An 18,895-nucleotide genomic window follows, 5' to 3' on the forward strand; every position below is an offset into this window, starting at 1 on the left:
CCGTGCCCCGGCCGCCGACCAGGCCCGGGCCGGGCGACGCCGCGCGCCGTTCCGTTCCGCTCCGAAGGACTGCACTCATGACGGTTCCGCACGACCTGCCGACCCCCGCGTCGTCCTCCTCGGCGGCCGGGAGCACCACCCCGGCCCCGCGGCCCGGCACGCCGACCTCGATCGGCGAGCTGTTCACCGCGTGGGCGGCGCGCACGCCGGAGGCTCCCGCCCTCACCGACGGCCGGCGCACCTGGTCCTACCGTGAGCTCGAGGCACGGGCCCGGCGTCTCGCGGGCGACCTTGTGCGGCGCGGAGCGGGACCGGAGCGCACGGTGGCGCTGGTCCTGCCGCGGTCCCTGGAGCTGATCGCCGCGGAACTGGCCACGGCTCTCGCGGGCGCCGCCTTCCTGCCCGTCGACCCCGGATATCCGCGGGAGCGGCGCGCCCTGATGCTCGCCGACGCCGCGCCGGCCGTCGTGCTCGACGACCTCGCGGCCGTGCGGGAGGCGCTCGGCACGGGAACGGACAACGGCGCGGGGGAGGACCCGGGCGCCGGGGCGGGATCGGCCGCCGGGGTGGCTCCCCACAGGGTCCCCCGGGGTGGCGTGTCCGTCGGGGCGGACCACGCGGCCTACCTGATCTACACCTCCGGCTCCACCGGAGTGCCGAAGGGCGTCACGGTCACCCACCGGGGCGTCCGCGGCTTCGTCGAGGCAGCCGCCGAGCGCTACGCCGTGGGCCCCGGCGACCGGGTGCTCCAGTTCTCCTCGCCGAGCTTCGACGCCTCCGTCCTCGAGCTGTTCATCTCCGTCCTCGCCGGGGCGACCCTGGTCGTGCCACCGGGCGGACCCTGGCTGGGGGACGAACTGGCGTCCGTGCTCGACGAGTTCCGCATCAGCCACACGCTCATCCCGCCCGCCGCGCTGGCCACCCTGCCCGACCCCGGACCGGACGGCGCGCCGCACCTGCGCACGCTCATCGTCGGAGCCGAGGCCTGCCCGCCCGCCCTCGTGGACCGGTGGGCGTCCGGACGGCGGATGATCAACTCCTACGGGCCCACCGAGGCCACCATCGTCGCCAGCTGGACCGGCCCGCTCCGCGCCGGCTCCGGCACCCCGACCATCGGCGCCCCGCTGTCCGGTGTCCGCGCCCACGTCCTCGACCCGCTGATGCGTGAGGTTCCGCCCGGCGCGGACGGCGAACTGTACGTCGGCGGGGACGGTGTGGCCCGCGGCTACCTGGGCCGCCCCGGCCTGACCGCCGCCCGCTTCGTCGCCGACCCGTGGGGGCCGCCGGGGGCCCGGCTCTACCGCACCGGCGACCGGGCGCGGTGGCGGGCCGACGGCGAGCTGGAGTTCCTCGGCCGGGCCGACCGGCAGGTGAAGGTCCGCGGTTTCCGCATCGAGCCGGGCGAGATCGAGGCCGCCCTGCTGCGGGACGCCGCCGTCCGCGAGGCCGTGGTCGTGGTGCGCGAGGACGAACCGGGCCGACGACGGCTGGTCGGCTACGTCACGCCCGCCGACCGCGGCCGACCGCCCGCCCCGGCAGCACTGCGCAGCGCGCTCGGCGCCTCGCTCCCGGCGCACCTCGTGCCCTCCGCGGTGGTCGTCCTGGACGCCCTGCCGCTGACCCCGCAGAACAAGATCGACCACCGGGCCCTGCCCGCGCCGGCGCACACCCCCGACGCCGGGCACACCCCGCCCCGCACACCCGCCGAGAGCGCGCTGGCCGCCGTCTGGAGCGAGGTGCTCGGGGTCGAACCCCTGGGCGTCGAGGACGACTTCTTCGACCTGGGCGGCGACTCGGTCCTCGCCGCCCGCACCCTCTCCCGGGTCCGCGACGAGCTGGGCGTGGCGCTGTCCGTGCGCGACGTGTTCACCGCCCGCACGATCGCCCGGCTCGCTCCGCTCCTCGACGACCCGTCCGCCGCCGCCCCGGTGGACCCCATCCCGCCCGCCCCACGGGGGACGCCCCTCCCGCTGTCCGCGGCCCAGCGGCGGCTGTGGTTCCTGTACGACCTCGACCCGGACGGCGCCGAGTACACCACGGGCGTCGCGCTGCGGCTGCGCGGCGCCCTCGACCTCGGCGCCCTGCGCCGCGCCCTCGGCCGCCTCGCCGCCCGCCACGACTCCCTGCGCACCGTGTTCGCCGAGGTCGACGGCCAGGTCACGCAACGGGTGATCCCCGAGACCGCGCTCCCGCTGCGCGTCGCGGACCTGCCCCCGGTGCCGGCCGGACGCCGGGACGAGGAGACGGAGCGTCTGCTCGCCGAGGAACTGCGCCGCCCCTTCGACCTGACGGCCGGCCCGCCCGCCCGGGCCCTGCTGGCGCGCCGCGCCGAGGACGACCACGTCCTGCTGCTCGCGCAGCACCACATCGTCACCGACGGATGGTCGGTAGGCGTGCTGGTCCGCGAACTGACCGCGCTGTACCGGGCGGAGGCGTCCGGCGAACCCGACGCCCTGCCCGAACCCGGTCTGCAGTACCCGGACTTCGCCGCCTGGGAACACGGGCGCGGGCCCGACGCCGAGGGCCTGGCCTACTGGCGGAACCGGCTGGCCGGACTTCAGCAGCTCGACCTGCCCACGGACCACCCCCGCCCGCCCGTGCGCACCACCGCCGGCGCCGCCCACCGGCACCGGATCCCCGCCGAACTCGTCGGCCAGCTGAGGCGGTTGGCGGGACACCGGAGCACGACCCTGTTCACCCTGTTCGCCGGCGCGGCGGCCGTGCTGTTCTCCCGGTACACCGGGCAGCGCGACGTCGCCTTCGGCACCGTCACCGACGGGCGGGTGCGGCGGGACCTGGAGGAGGTCACCGGCTTCTTCGCCAACACCGTCGTGCTGCGCGGCGAGGTCGACGACACCCTCACCGTCAACCGGCTGGTGGAGTCCCTGCGGACCACCGTGCTCGACGCCTTCGCCCACGCCGACGTGCCCTTCGACCAGGTGGTCGAGGAGCTGGCCCCGCGCCGGGACCCCAGCCGCACGCCGCTGGTGCAGGTCCTCGTCGTCCAGCAGACGCCGCTCGCGCACCCGCCCCGCGCGGCGGGCCTGCGCGTGCAGGAGCACCCGCTGCCCCGGCCCGCCGCCCGCTTCGACCTCGTCTTGGAGTTCACGCCCACCTCCGACGGAGGCTGCGACCTCACCGTCGAGTACAACACCGACCTGTTCGAGGCGAGCACCGCCGCCCGGTTCGGCCGCCACCTGCACCGGCTGCTCGAGGGCATGGCCGACGCGCCGCACCGCACCGTCGCCCAGCTGCCACTGCTCACCGACGACGAGCGGGGAACCCTGCTCGGCGCCGGCGAGGCCCCGCTCGACGAGGAGGGGACGTCCGGCGGACCCACCCTGCCGGAGCTGTTCGCGGCACAGGCCGCCCGCACCCCCGGGCGGACCGCCGTGGTGTGCGGCGACACCCGCCTGGACTACGCCGAGGTCGAGCGCCGCGCCACCCGGCTCGCCCGACGGCTCGTGGCCCGCGGCGCGCGGCCGGAGACGCTGGTCGCCCTGTGCCTGCCCCGCACCGCCGACCTCCTCCCGGCGATCTGGGCCGTCCTTCGGTCCGGCGCGGCCTACCTGCCGGTCGACCCCGGCTACCCGGCCGAACGCATCCGCCTCATGCTCGCCGACGCCGACCCGACCCTCGTCCTGGCGACCCGCGACACCGCGGCCGCCCTGCCGCCGGACCGCCCGGTGCTGCTCCTGGACGACGTCCTGGCCGCGGAGGGCGACGACGCGCGGCGCACCGGCCGGGGCGAGGACCCGTCCGGCGAAGACCTCCCCGCGCACCCCCGCGACCCGGAGCACCCCGCGTACGTCATCTACACCTCGGGCTCCACCGGCCGCCCCAAGGGCGTCGTGGTCACCCACCGCAGCGTGGCCCACCTGGCCGACTGGGCCGCCCGGCGGTTCGCCGGACGCCTGGACCACGTCGTCGCCTCCACCTCGCTCAACTTCGACGTCTCCGTCTTCGAGCTGCTGTGCCCGCTGATCGCGGGAGGCACCGTGGAGATCGTCCCCGACCTGCCCGCCCTCGCCGACGCCGCCGAGCCCCGCAGGGCGGGGCTGGTGAGCGGCGTGCCCTCGGTGCTGTCGCGGATGCTCGCCGGCGGCGGCCCGGCGGTGAGCGCGGACACCGTCGTCCTGGCGGGCGAGGCGCTGCCCGCGCAGACCGTGCGGGACCTGCGTCAGGCCATGCCCGGCTGCGCCGTCGCCAACCTCTACGGGCCCACCGAGGCCACCGTCTACGCGACCGCCTGGTTCGCCGGCGACGAGGACCCGGACCAGGCGCCGCCGATCGGCAGGCCGGTGGCCCGCACCCGCGCCTACGTCCTCGACCGGAAGCTGCGCCTTCAGCCGGCGGGCGTCCCGGGCGAGCTGTACCTCGGCGGCGACGGACTGGCCCGCGGCTACCTGCGCCGCCCCGGCCTGACCGCCGCCCGGTTCGTCGCCGACCCGTTCGGCGCGCCCGGAGGCCGCATGTACCGCACCGGCGACCTGGTGCGGTGGAGTGCCGACGGCCAACTGGAGTACCTGGGCCGCACCGACGACCAGGTCAAGGTCCGCGGATTCCGCATCGAACCGGGCGAGGTCGAGGAGGCGCTGCGTGGCTGCCCCGGCGTCGCCGAGGCCGCCGCCGCGGCCCGGGCCGACGGGGGCCACCACCGGCTGGTCGGCTACGTGGTGCCCGAGCCCGGCGCCACCGTCGAACCCGAGACGGTCCGCCGCACGCTCGGCGGCACCCTGCCCGACCACATGGTCCCCTCGGTGGTCATGGTGCTGGACGAGCTGCCGCTGAACGTCAACGGGAAGCTCGACCGCGGCCGGCTGCCCGACCCCGGCCCCGCGCAGCGCACCGCGCGCCACGTGGCCCCGCGGACGCACACCGAACGGGTCCTCGCCGCCATCTGGGCCAAGGCGCTCGGCGTCGCCCGGGTCGGCGCGGACGACAACTTCTTCTCCCTCGGCGGCGACTCCATCCTCAGCATCCAGGTCGTGGCCGAGGCCCGGCAGGCGGGCCTCGCGGTCACCTCCCGCGACGTCTACCGCCACCAGACCGTCGCCGCCCTCGCCCGCCGCGCCGACGCCGCCGCGAGCAGCCGCCCCGCCGCACCCGACACCGTGTCCGCCGCCGGACCCGCCCCGCTGACGCCCATCCAGCGGTGGCTGTTCGACAGCGCGGGCGAGCAGGCGGGCCACTTCGCCCAGACCGTCTCCCTGGAGGTGGGCGACGACGTCGACCCGGCGGCGCTGGAGGACGCCCTCAACGACCTCCTCGCCCACCACGACGCCCTGCGCTCCCGCTTCACGCCCGGCGAGGACGCCGACGGCGCGGCGGTCCGCTGGCACATCGACGCGACCGCGCCCCGCCTGGTGCTCGCCCGCCACCACGGACCCGCGTCCGACGCACCGCACCACGGCCCCTTCGACCTCGCCCACGGCCCGCTGCTGCGCGCCGTGCTGCACGAGGCGGGCCCGGACCGGCCGCCCGTCCTGCACCTCGCCGTGCACCACCTGGTGGTCGACGGCGTCTCCTGGCGCGTCCTCCTCGAGGACCTCGACCACGCCTACCGGGCCCGGCGCGCGGGGCAGGACGGCGCGGCCGCCCTGCCGCCGAAGACCTCACCCCTGCGCCACTGGGCCGAACGCCTGACCCGGTACACGGCGGACGGCGGCTTCGACGCGGAACGCGCGTACTGGGAGCGCGCCGCGGCCGAGGCCGGCACCACCCTGCCCGCGGACCGCGAGGGCGCGAACACCTACGGCTCGGCCGGCGAGGTCACCGTACGGCTGGCCCCCGACGTCACGGCGGCCCTGCTGCGCACCCTGCAGGACACCTACCGCACCCAGGCCAACGACGCGCTGCTCACCGCGCTCGGCCGCGCCCTGTGCGCCTGGAGCGGCCACCGGCGGGTGCTGGTCGACGTCGAGGGACACGGCCGGGAGGAACTGTTCGACGACGTCGACACCGGCCGCACCGTCGGCTGGTTCACCACCCGGCACCCGGTCGCCCTCGCGGTCGCGCCGGACACGGACTGGGACACGGCGCTCAAGCAGGTGAAGGAGCAGCTGCGGGCGGTGCCCCGGCACGGCATCGGTCACGACGCGCTGCGGTACCTCGCCGCACCCGGCACCCTGCCCGAGGGGCCGGCCGCCCAGGTCAGCTTCAACTACCTCGGCCGGTTCGCGTCGACGGGCGGAACGGGGGGCCTCTACCGCGCCGCCTCCCGCCCGCTCGCCCTGGACGCCGACCCGCGCTGCGCCCGCCCGCACCCCCTGGAGGTCGTCGGGCGACTCGACGGCGACCAGCTGGAATTCACCTTGCACCACTCCCGCGCCACGCACGACGAGGCGACCGTCGCGGGCCTCGCCGAGCGCTACGCCGACGCGCTCGCCGACCTCGCCCGGCACGCCGCCCGCCCCGGCGCCGCCGGCCGCACCCCCTCCGACTTCCCGCTCGCCCGGCTCGACCAGGCGGCCGTGGACCGCCTCACCGGCGACGACCCCGCCGCCGTGGAGGACGTGCACCCCCTCACGCCCACCCAGGCGGGCATGCTCTTCCACGGCCTGTCCCAGGAGGACAGCGGCGTCTACTTCCACCAGCTCTCCTTCGTCCTCGACGGGGTCGGCGACCCGGCCGCCCTCGCGGCGGCCTGGCAGCGGGTCACCGACCGCACCCCGGTGCTGCGCGCCCACGCCGTCTGGCAGGACGTCCCCGAACCCCTGCTGGTGGTGCGGCGCGAGGCCACCGTGCCGGTCGCCCACCTGGACTGGCGCGCGCTCGACGAGAGCGAACGCGAGGCGCGGCTGCGGGAGTTGCTGCGCACCGAGCGGGAGAAGGGCATCGACCTGACCCGGGCGCCGCTCCAGCGGCTGACCCTGGTCCGGCTCCCCGGCGGCGGCCTGCGCGTGGTGTGGTCCTTCCACCACCTGGTGCTCGACGGCTGGAGTCTCTTCCACGTGCTGGCGGACGTCCTCGCCTGCGTCGCCGCGCCGGACACCGCCGCGCCGCCCCACCGACGGCCGTTCCGCGACTACGTGGCCTGGCTGGCCGGACGCGACCGGGACGAGGCCGAACGCCACTGGCGGGAGCGGCTGGACGGCCTCGCCGAGCCCACCCCGCTGCCGTACGACCGGGAACCGCGCGAGAGCCACCGCGCCGAGTCCCGCGAGGCGGTGCGCGCCGTGCTGCCGGCCGCCGCGACCCGCGCGCTGCACGACCGCGCCAAGGACGCCGGGCTGACCCTCGGCACCCTGGTGCAGGGCGCCTGGGCGGTCCTGCTGAGCCGCCACGCGGGCCGCGACGAGGTCGTCTTCGGCACCACCGTCTCCGGCCGCCCGCCGGAACTGGACGGCGCCGAGAGCATGACCGGCCTGTTCATCGCGACCCTGCCCACCCGGGTCACCGTGCCCCGCACCGGCACCACCGCCGACTGGCTGCACCGCCTCCAGCAGGACCAGGGCGAGGACCGGCGCTTCGACTTCGTCCCGCTGACCCGGATGAAGGCCCTCACCCGGCTCCCCGAGCGGGCGGGCCTGTTCGACAGCATCGTCGTCTTCGAGAACTACCCCGTGGACGACACCACGGCCGCCTCCCACGGACTGAAGCTGAGCGGACTCGAGGGCGTCGAGACCACCAACTACCCGCTGAGCCTGGTCGTCGAGCCGGGGGCCGAGCTGTCCCTCAGCCTCGGCTACGACCCCGAACTCTTCGACGCCGCCACCGCCGGGCTGCTGACGGAGTCCCTGCTCGTCCTCCTCGGCCACATGGCCGACGGCCTCGGCGACGCCCCCGGGCGCCTGCCGCTGCTCACCCCCGCCCGCCGCGAACAGGTGCTGCACGCCTGGAACGACACCGCCACCGGCGCCCCGGCGACGACCACGGCCGAACTCTTCGCCGCCCAGGTGCGCCGCACGCCCGACGCGGTGGCGCTGGAGGCCGGGGCGCGCAAGCTCACCTACCGGGAGCTCGACCAGCGGGCGGCCGCGCTGGCCGCCCGCCTCACCGCGCTCGGCGTGCGCGCCGAGCGCCCGGTGGGCGTGCTGATGGACCGTTCCGTGCCGCTGGTCCTCGCCCAGCTCGCCCTGGTGCGCACCGGCGGCGTGTACGTCCCGCTGGACGGCCGGGCGCCGGGCGAACGGCTGCGACGGATGCTCGCCGAGGCCGGCGCCGACCTGCTGCTCACCGACGCGGCCAACGAGGAGACGGCGCACGCGGTCCTGCCGGACGGGAGGGTCGTCCGGGCGGACGACACACCCGCCGGCGACGCAACGGGAGACGCACGCGGTGACACGCCCGGCGACCCCGCCGCGCCGGTCGCGCTGCCGCCGGTCCACCCCGACAACGCGCAGTACCTGATGTTCACCTCGGGCTCCACCGGCACCCCCAAGGGGATCGCCGCGCGGCAGCGCGACGTCGCCGCGCTCGCCCTCGACCGGGCCTTCGCCGGGCACGAGAGGGTGCTGGTGCACTCGCCGCAGGCCTTCGACGCCTCCACCTACGAGCTGTGGGTGCCGCTGCTGCGCGGCGGCACCGCCGTGCTCGCGCCGCCCGCCGAGGTGGACACGGCCGTGGTGCGCCACGCCGTGACCGAGCAGAAGGTGCGTCACCTGTTCCTGACGGCCGGACTGTTCCGGTTGCTCGCCCAGGAGGACCCCGGCTGTCTGCGCGGCGCGCGGCAGGTGTGGACCGGCGGCGAGGCCGTGCCGGGCGCCGTGGTGCGGCGTGTCCTGGACGCCTGCCCCGGCCTGACGGTCGTGGACGTCTACGGCCCCACCGAGACCACCACCTTCGCCACCTGGCGCCCCTTCACCGCCGCCGACCGGCTGCCCGCGGTGCTGCCCATCGGACGCCCGCTCGACGACACCCGCGCCTACGTGCTCGACGACGCCCTCCAGCCGCAGCCGCCCGGGGCGCCCGGCGAGCTGTACCTCGCCGGCGCGGGAGTGGCCCGCGGATACGCCGGACGGCCGGGGGCTACCGCCGCCCGCTACCTCGCCGACCCGTACGGGCCGCCCGGCGGCCGGATGTACCGCACCGGCGACATCGTGCGCCGGAGCGCGGACGGCGAACTGTGCTTCGTGGGCCGGGCCGACGACCAGATCAAGATCCGCGGCTTCCGCGTCGAGCCCGCCGAGATCGAGGCCCGCCTCACCGCCCACCCGGCGGTCGTCGAGGCCGTCGTGTCGCTGTACGAGCACGCCGGGGCCAAGCGGCTCGCCGCACACCTGGTGCCCGCCCCGCAGGCGGACGTGCCGGGCCCGGCCGAGCTGCGCGAGCACCTCTCGGCGAGCCTGCCCGACTACATGCTGCCCGCCGCGTTCGTCACCGTCCCCGAACTGCCGCTCACCGTCAACGGCAAGGTGGACCGCCGCCGGCTGCCCGTCCCCGACTGGTCGGCGCCCGGCGACGCCTACCGCGAGCCCCATGAGGGGGCCGAGCGGATCCTGGCCGGCATCTGGGCCGACCTGCTCGGCGTCGAACGCGTCGGCGCCGACGACAACTTCTTCATGCTCGGCGGCGACTCCATCCTCGGCATCCAGGTCGTCTCCCGGGCCCGCACCGCCGGGCTGACGCTCACCCCGCGCGACCTCTTCCGGCACCCCACCGTCGCCGCCCTGGCCGCCGCCACCGCCGCACAAGGCGCCACCACGGTCGCCGGCACCGCGCCGGTCACCGGCGAGGCACCCCTCACCCCCGTCCAGCACTGGTTCCTCGACGACGCACCGCGCCGCCCCGAGATCTTCGACCAGTGCGTGGTCGTCGAGACCCCGGCCGACGTCGACCCGGACGCCCTGCACCGGGCGCTGCGGGCTCTGTGGGACCACCACGACGCCCTGCGCTCCCGCTTCACCCGGCAGGACGACGGCTCCTGGACGCAGTGGTGCGCCGCGCCCGGCGAGGAGCCGGAACTGCTGCGCACGCACGACCTGGGCGGCCTGGACGAGGCGGCCGCGCGCGAGGAGGAGACCAGGGTCACCGCCGAGACGCACGCCGGCTTCCGGCTGGAGACCGGACCGCTGCTCGCCGCCCGCCTGTTCACCGGCCTCCCGGCTCCCCGGCTGCTGCTCGCCGTCCACCACCTGGTGGTCGACGGGGTCTCCTGGCGCATCCTCCTGGAGGACCTGGAGACCGCCTACGCCCAGGCCCGCGCCGGCGACCCGGTCCGGCTGCCGGAACGCACCACCTCGGTGCGGGAGTGGGCCCGCCGGCTGCGCGCGCACGCCGAGGCGGGCGGCTTCGCCGCGGAACGCGAGCACTGGGAGACGGTGGCCCGGCACTGCGCCGCGCCGCTGCCGGTGGACGCCGACGGCGGCAACACCGTCGCCGACACCGAAGCGGTCACCGTACGGCTCGACCGGGCCCGCACCGACGCGCTGCTGCGCGAGGTGCCGGGCGTCTACCGCACCCGCGTCGACGACGTCCTGCTCACCGCCCTGGGCCGGGTGCTGGCCGGGTGGACCGGGCGGGACACCGTGGCCCTCACCCTGGAGGGCCACGGCCGCGAGGACGCCCTCTTCGAGGACGTCGACCTGACCCGCACGGTCGGCTGGTTCACCTCCGTGCACCCGGTGGCCCTGACGGTGCCGCGGGGGGACTGGGGCGCCGCGCTGAAGTCCGTCAAGGAACAGCTGCGGGCGATACCCGGTCACGGCATCGGCCACGGCGCGCTGACCCGCCTCACCCGCGAGCTCCCCTCCGGCCCGGCGCCCGCGATCAGCTTCAACTACCTGGGCCGCTTCGACTGGAGCGCGGAGGGCGGCGCCCTGGTGCGCGCCGTGCCCGGCGGCCTGGACGGCGCGGACGCCCCCGAGGCGGACCGCCCGCACCTGCTGGACGTCGTCGCCCGGGTCGGCGAGGACGGCGAGCTGGAGATCGTCTGGCACCACAGCCGCGGCGTGCACCGACGGGAGACGGTGACCCGCCTCGCCGAGGAGACGGTGCGGGCGCTGGAGGCGGTCGTCGCGCACTGCGCCCGCCCCGACGCCGGCGGGCGCACCCCGTCGGACTTCCCGCTGGCCCGGCTCGACCAGGCGGCCGTGGACCGGGTCGTGGGGGACGGCCGCGAGGTCGCCGGCGTGTACCCGCTGACGCCGATGCAGGCCGGCATGCTCTTCCACGGGCTGCTGGACCCCGACAGCCGCACCTACGTCAACCAGGTGCAGTTCACCCTCTCCGGCGTCAGGGACCCGCACGCCCTCGCCGAGGCCTGGCAGCGCACCGCCGACGCCAACGCCGTGCTGCGCACCCGCCTGGAGTGGCAGGAGACCGCCGAACCGCTGCAGGTCGTCCGGCACCACGCCACCGTGCCCGTCACCCACCACGACTGGACCGGCCGGGACGAGGCCATGTGCGCGGCGGACCTCGACCGACTGCTCGAGCAGGACCGGCAGGCCGGCATCGACCTCACGACGGCCCCGCTGATGCGGCTGACGCTGATCCGCCTCGCGCCCGACCGTGTGCGGGTGGTGTGGACGTTCCACCACGTGCTGCTCGACGGCTGGAGCGCCGCCCAGGTCTTCGACGAGGTCTGCGAACGGTACGCGGCCCTCACCCGGGGCGGCCGTCCCCGGGTGCCCGGGCGGGCGCCGTTCGCCGACTACCTGGGCTGGCTGGCCGGCCAGGACACGGACGCCGCGGAGCGCCACTGGCGAGAGACGCTGGCCGGCTTCACCGCGCCCACCGAACTGCCCCGGGACCGGCGCTCCGCCGGGGCGCACCACGCCTCCTCCGCGGAGACGGTGCGCGTCACGCTCGACGCCGAGGTCTCCGCCCGGCTGCGGGAGACCGCGCAGCGGTCCGGGCTCACCCTCAACACCGTGCTCCAGGGCGCCTGGGCGCTGCTGCTGTCACGCTTCGGCGGCGGCGAGGACGTGGTGTTCGGCACCACCGTCTCCGGCCGTCCCGCCGACCTGCCCGGTGTCACCACCATGGTCGGACTGTTCATCAACACCCTGCCGACCCGGGTCACGGTCGACGGCAGGCGCCCGCTGCTGGAGTGGCTGGGCGAGCTCCAGGCCGCCCAGTCGGAGTCCCGGCGGCACGAGTTCGTCTCCCTGGCCCAGCTCCAGACCTGGAGCGAGGTGCCCGGCGGGACCGGCCTGTTCGACAGCATCGTCGTCTTCGAGAACTACCCGTTCGACGAGGACGCCCTCGGGCGGCTCGGCCTGACCCTCACCCAGGAACGCGACGTCGAGCCCACCAGCTACCCGCTGAGCGTGGTCGTCGCCCCCGGCGACACCCTCGCCGTCTCCCTCGACCACGACCCTGCGGTCTTCGACCGGGCCACCGTCGAGAGCCTGGGCGCGAGCCTGCGCACCCTGCTGACCGCGATGGCCGCCGACCCCGGCCGCCGCCTGGACGACCTGCCCCTGCTCACCCCCGCCGAAGGCCGCGCGCTGCTCGAGCGGTACGCGGGAGCGGAGACGGGTGCGGCTGCGGCTGCGACGGCGGGTGCGGCTGCTCCGGTGGCTGCGGTGCCGGTGCCGGTGCCCGAGGCTGTGGGCGGGGCGCCGGCCACGGCCCCCGCCCCGGCTGCGGGGACCTCGCCCAAGGGCGCCGTCCCCGCGGTGGCCGGCTCCCGCACCCTCCCCGCGGCGTTCGCCGCGCAGGCCGCGCGGACCCCCGACGCCCCGGCCGTCGTCGCCGGGGACGAGGAGCTGACGTACCGGCAGCTCGACGAGCGCTCCAACCGGCTGGCCCGGCTGCTGATCGAGGCCGGTGCGGGACCCGAACGGTTCGTCGCGCTCGCCCTGCCCCGCGCCGAGGACCTGGTCGTGGCCCTGCTCGCGGTGCTCAAGAGCGGCGCCGGCTACCTGCCGGTCGACCCCGGCCACCCCGCCGAACGCGTCGCCTTCCTCTTCGAGGACGTCCGGCCCGCCGCCGTGGTGACCGCCACCGCCACCGCCGGGCGCCTGCCCGACGGACCGTTCCCCCGCGTCACCCTCGACGCCCCGGAGACCGCGGCGCGCCTGGCCGCCGCGTCCCCCGCGCCCGTCACCGACGGCGAGCGGCACGCGCCGCTGCTGCCCGGGCACCCGGCGTACGTCATCCACACCTCCGGATCGACGGGCCGGCCCAAGGGCGTGGTCGTCGCCCACGCCCCGGTGCTCGCGCTGACCGACTGGGCCGCCGCAGAGTTCACCGGGCGGGGCCTGGCCCACGTGGTGGCGTCCACCTCGCTCAACTTCGACGTGTCGGTCTTCGAGATCTTCTCCCCGCTGCTGACCGGCGGCCGGGTGGAACTCGTCCGTGACCTGCTCGCCCTCGCCGAGCGGACGGGGCCCTGGCGGGCCGGGCTGCTCAGCGCCGTGCCCTCCGCGCTCGGCCGGCTGCTCGCCGAGGACGCCGTCCACGTCGACGCGGACACCGTCGTCCTGGCGGGTGAGGCGCTGCCCGCGCGGACCGTGCGCCAGGTGCGCGCGGCGGCGCCCGGCTGCCGGGTGCTGAACGTCTACGGGCCCACCGAGGCCACCGTCTACGCCACGGCCTTCGTCTGCGACCCCGACGACCCCGACCGCGACCCGCCCATCGGCCGCCCGGTCGGCGGCGCCCGTGCCTACGTCCTGGACGCCCGGCTGCGCCCGGTGCCCGTCGGGGCCCCCGGCGAGCTGTACCTCGCCGGGACCGGCGTCGCCCGCGGCTACCTGGGCCGCCCCGGCCTGACCGCCTCCCGCTTCCCCGCCGACCCGTACGGGCCGCCCGGCGGCCGGATGTACCGCACCGGCGACCTGGTGCGCCGCACCGCCGCCGGCGACCTGGTCTACCTCGGCCGGTCGGACGACCAGGTCAAGGTGCGCGGGTTCCGCATCGAACTGGGCGAGGTGGAGGCCGCGCTGACCCGGCACCCGGGGGTGTCCGCGGCGGCCGCGCGGGTGGTGGAGCACGAGGGCCACCGGCGCCTCGTCGCCTGCGCCGTGCCGCGCGGGTCCGGTGCCCTCGACCCGGCCGAGCTGCGCGACTTCCTCGCCCGCACCCTCCCCGGCCACCTCGTCCCCTCCCTGGTGACCCAGCTGGACCGGCTCCCGCTGGGCGCCACCGGCAAGCTGGACCGGCGGGCCCTGCCCGACCCGGTGTGGTCCGCGTCCGGCGCCGCCGGCGCCTCCCGCCCGCCGCGGCCCGGCGCCGAGCGGACCCTCGCCGACATCTGGTCCGAGGTGCTCCAGATCCCCGAGGTCGGCGCCGACGACAACTACTTCGCCCTCGGCGGCGACTCCGTCCTCGGCATCCGCATCGTGTCGGCCGCCCGCCGCGCCGGGCTGCACCTGACGCCCCGGCACCTGTTCAGCCACCAGACCGTCGCCGAACTCGCCACCGTGGCCCAGCAGCCGCCCGTCCCCGTCGACACCGTCGAGGAGGAGGACGCGACCGGCGAGGCCCCGCTCACCCCCGTGCAGCACTGGCTGCTCGACACCCTCACCGGCGACCCGGCGCACTTCAGCCAGTCGGTCGCCCACCACGTCGACCCCGACACCGACCCCGAACTGCTGCGCGCCGCGCTCGCGGCGGTCACCGGCCACCACGACGCGCTGCGCCTGCGCTACGCACCCGGCGACGACGGGCACGGCATACGGCAGCGAGCCACCGCGCCCGGCGCGCCCCCGCACCTCGAGGTGCGCGACGCGCCGCCGGAGGAGGTCGCCGCGGCGCTGGCCGCCGGATTCGACCTGCGCGAGGGCCCGTTGCTGCGCGCCGCGCTGTGCCGCCCCGAGGACGGACGGCCCGTTCTGGTGCTCGCCGCCCACCACCTGGTGGTGGACGCCGTGTCCTGGCGGGTGGTCCTGGAGGACCTGGACACCGCCTACCGGGCTCTGCGCGCCGGGGAGCCGGTCGACCTGGGCCCGAGGTCGACGTCCTTCCGCGGCTGGGCGACGCGGCTGGCCGCGCACACCGCGGCCGGCGGCTTCGACGCCGAACTGCCCTACTGGCAGGGCGTCGAGACGACGCCGCTGCCGACCGACCTGCCGGCCGGCCCGGACGGCGGGAACACCGTCGGCCACGAGGAGTCGCTGACCGCGGTCCTGGACGACGAGGACACCCGCCGCCTGCTCCAGGAGGTGCCCGAGGCGTACCGGACCCGCGTCAACGACGTGCTGCTGTGCGCCCTGGGCCGAGTCCTGGCCCGCTGGACCGGACGCGACCGGGTGACGGTGGCCCTGGAGGGCCACGGCCGCGAGGAACTGTTCGACGGGGTCGACCTCTCCCGCACCGTCGGATGGTTCACCGCGATGTACCCCGTCGCCCTGGACGTGCCGCGCTCCGCGGACACCGGGACCGTGCTGAAGTCCGTCAAGGAGAACCTGCGGGCCGTCCCGCACGGCGGTCTCGGCCACGGAGCGCTGCGTCACCTGCGCGGCCACGGCGGCGGCGGCGCGCCGGAGCTGCCGCGGCCGCCGCAGATCGCCTTCAACTACCTGGGCCGGCAGGACTGGCAGAGCGCCCCCGGCAGCCTGCTCCAGGCCCCCTACGGAGGGCTGACCGGCGGCATGGACCCGGCCGCCCGCCGGCCCCACCTCATCGACGTACTCGGCCAGGTCACCGACAAGCGGCTGGAGTTCACCTGGTCGTACTCCCGCGAGGTGCACCACCGCGACACCGTCGCCCGGCTCGCCGCCGAGACCCTGGACGAGCTGCGCGCGATCGTCCGCCACTGCGCCGACCCCGCCGCCGGCGGGCGCACCCCCTCGGACTTCCCGCTGGCCCGCCTCGACCAGGCCTCCGTGGACCGCCTCGCGGGCGCCGGCCGGGACGTGGCCGACATCTACCCGCTCACCCCGACCCAGGCCGGCATGGTGGTGCACGGCCTCGACGAGCCCGGCCAGGGCCTGTACGTCGAACAGATCACCTTCGTCATGGACGGGGTGCGCGACCCGCGCACCCTGGCCGCCGCCTGGCAGCACGTCGTCGACCGCACGCCCGTCCTGCGCACCGCCGTCGTCCTGGACGGCGTGCCGGAGCCGCTTCAGGTGGTGCGCCGGGCGGCCCGGCTGCCCGTCACCGAGCACGACTGGTCGGCGCTGACCTCGGGGGAGAGGGCCGGCCGGCTCGAGCGGCTGCTCGCCGAGGACCGGGCCCGCGGCATGGCCCTGGACCGGGCCCCGCTGCTGCGGATCGCGCTGATCCGTCTCGGCACCGACGAGGTCCGCGTCGTGTGGACCTTCCACCACCTGCTGCTGGACGGCTGGAGCGTCTTCCACGTGCTCGGCGACGTCCTGACCGCGCATGCCGCGCTCTCCCGCGGCGAGGAGCCGCGCCTGCCGGAGCGGCGGCCGTTCGCGGACCACGCCGCCTGGCTCGCCGCCCGCGACACCACCGGCGCCGAGGAGCACTGGCGTGCCGTCCTCGGCGACCTCGCCGCACCCACCCCGCTGCCCTACGACACCCGGCCCGCGCCCGGCGCCGCCACCCGCTCGGACACCTGGCTGTCCCACCGGCTCGACGCCCAGGAGACCGAACGGCTGCGGGAGTTCGCCCGCAGGCACCGGCTCACCCTCAACACCGTCGTCCAGGGCGCGTGGGCGCTGCTGCTCTCCCGCCTCGGCGCCACCTCCGACGTGTGCTTCGGCACCACCGTCTCCGGCCGCCCCGCGGACCTGCCCGGCGCCGACACCATCACCGGACTGTTCATCACCACCCTGCCGGCGCGGGTGCGCGTCGACGGGCGGGCGCGGTGCGCCGACTGGCTCCGCGAGACGCAGCGGGCACGCGCCGAGGACCGCCGGTTCGAGCACCTGCCGCTGACCCGGCTGACGGCCCTGAGCGCGCTGCCCGAGGGCACCGCACTCTTCGACAGTCTGCTGGTGCTGGAGAACTACCCGGTGGCCGACGCCACGGCCGGCGCCCAGGGCGTCCGGGTCCGTGAGCTGGACGCCCGGGAGGCCACCAACTACCCCCTCACCGTGGTCGTCTCGCCCGGCGAGCGGCTCGCGGTCGAGCTCGGCCACGACCCGCGCTGCTTCGAGGAGAGCACCGCCCGCTCCCTGGCCGACCGGCTGCTGCACACCCTGCGCCGCCTGGCCGCCGCCGACGAGGACACCCGTCTCGACGACCTCGACGTGCTGCCTCCCGGGGAACGCGCGCGGCTGCTCGCCGGCCCCACCCGGCCCGACGCCCCGCAGGTCGCCCCGGCGCCCCTGGCCGCGCTGGCCGAGGCCGCTGCGGACCGGTGGCCCGACGCCCCCGCCCTCACCGCCCCGGGCCTGGAACTGACCTTCGCCCAGGTCGAGGAACGGGCCAACCGCCTCGCGCACCGACTGATCGCGCGCGGCGCCGGACCCGGCACGCTGGTCGGACTCCTGCTGCCCCGCTCGGCGCCCATGGTGATCGCCCAGCTCGCGGCGGCCAAGGCGGGCGCCGCCTTCCTGCCGGTCGACCCCGGCTACCCCGAGGAGCGCGTCGCGCTGATGCTGCGCGACGCCGCGCCCGCCGTCACCCTCGACGAGGCGGAGGTGGACGCCCTGCTCGCCGCCTCGCCGGACAGCGCCCCGGCCCACCGGCCCACCGACGCCGACCGCGCCCGCCCCCTGACCCTCGACGACCCGGCGTACGTCATCTACACCTCCGGCTCCACCGGCACCCCCAAGGGCGTCGTGGTCACCCACCGCGGTCTCGCCGCCTTCTCCGCCGCCGAGGCCGCCCACTACCGGGTCGAGGCGGGCGACCGGGTCCTCGCCTTTTCCACGCCCAGCTTCGACGCGTCCGTCCTGGAGCTGTGCATGTCCCTGCCGCACGGCGCCCGGCTGGTCGTCCCGCGGCCCGGGCCGCTGCTCGGCGAAGAGCTCGCCGAGGTCCTGCGCGCGGAGCGGATCACCCACACGCTGCTGCCGCCGGCCGCGCTGGCCACCCTGCCGCCGGACACCCCCGGCACCCTGCCCGACCTGAAGACCCTGGTGGTCGGCGCCGACGCCTGCCGCGCCGAACTGGTCGCCCGCTGGGCCCCGCACCACCGGATGATCAACTCCTACGGGCCCACCGAGGCCACCGTGGTCGCCACCTGGTCCGGCCCGCTGGAGCCCGACGGCTCCGCCCCGCCCGTCGGCCGCCGCCTGCCCGGCACCCGCGCCTACGTCCTGGACGCCCGGCTGCGCCCCGTCCCGGACGGCACGGCCTGCGAACTGTGGCTCGCCGGCGACGCGTTGGCGCGCGGCTACCTGGGCCGGCCCGGCCTGACCGCCGCCCGCTTCACCGCCGACCCGTTCGGCCCGCCGGGCAGCCGCATGTACCGCACCGGCGACCTGGTGCGCCGCGACGCCCGCGGTGAACTGCACCACCTCGGACGCACCGACCACCAGCTGAAACTGCGCGGCCACCGCATCGAGGCGGGCGAGGTGGAGGCCACCCTGGTGCGCCACCCGGCCGTCCTGGACGCCGTGGTGAGCGTCCGGGAGGACGAGCCGGGGCTGCCCCGGCTGGTCGCCCACGTGCTCACCGCCCCCGGGGCCGAACCGCCCGGCGCCGCCGCCCTGCGGGCGCACGCCGCCCGGACGCTGCCCGGCCCCCTGGTGCCGTCCGCGTTCGTGGTCATGGACAGCTTCCCGCTGACCGAGAACGGCAAGACCGACCGGTCCGCGCTGCCCGCGCCCGCACCCCGGGCCGAGGAGAGCGCCGGGCGGATCGCCCCGCGCACCCCCACCGAGGAGGCGCTCGCCGCCGTCTGGGAGGAGGTCCTGCAGGCGCCGGTCGGCGCCGAGGACGACTACTTCCTGCTCGGCGGCGACTCCCTGCGGGCCCTGCGGATCGTCTCCCGCGCCAACGACGCCTTCGGCGTCACGCTCACCCCCCGCGACGTCCTGGTCTCCCGCACCGTCGCCGCGCTGGCGGAGCTGGTGGAGGAGCAGGTGCTCAGCGAACTCGAGGCCGCCGCCCGTGGCGCCGGCGAATCCCCCGAACGGTGAAGGACCGG

At 76.9% G+C, this 18,895-nt stretch carries 1 protein-coding gene; it reads left to right on the plus strand.

Annotated features, from left to right (window positions below; translation table 11 throughout):
* Positions 1-77 precede the first annotated feature (77 nt).
* Positions 78-18,887, plus strand: a complete 18,810-nt coding sequence (locus ABT026_RS20625) for a non-ribosomal peptide synthetase (protein WP_351116183.1) — start codon at positions 78-80, stop codon at positions 18,885-18,887.
* The last annotated feature ends 8 nt before the right edge of the window (positions 18,888-18,895 follow it).

The organism is Streptomyces sp. NPDC002734, assembly GCF_040295685.1.
Classification (GTDB): domain Bacteria; phylum Actinomycetota; class Actinomycetes; order Streptomycetales; family Streptomycetaceae; genus Streptomyces.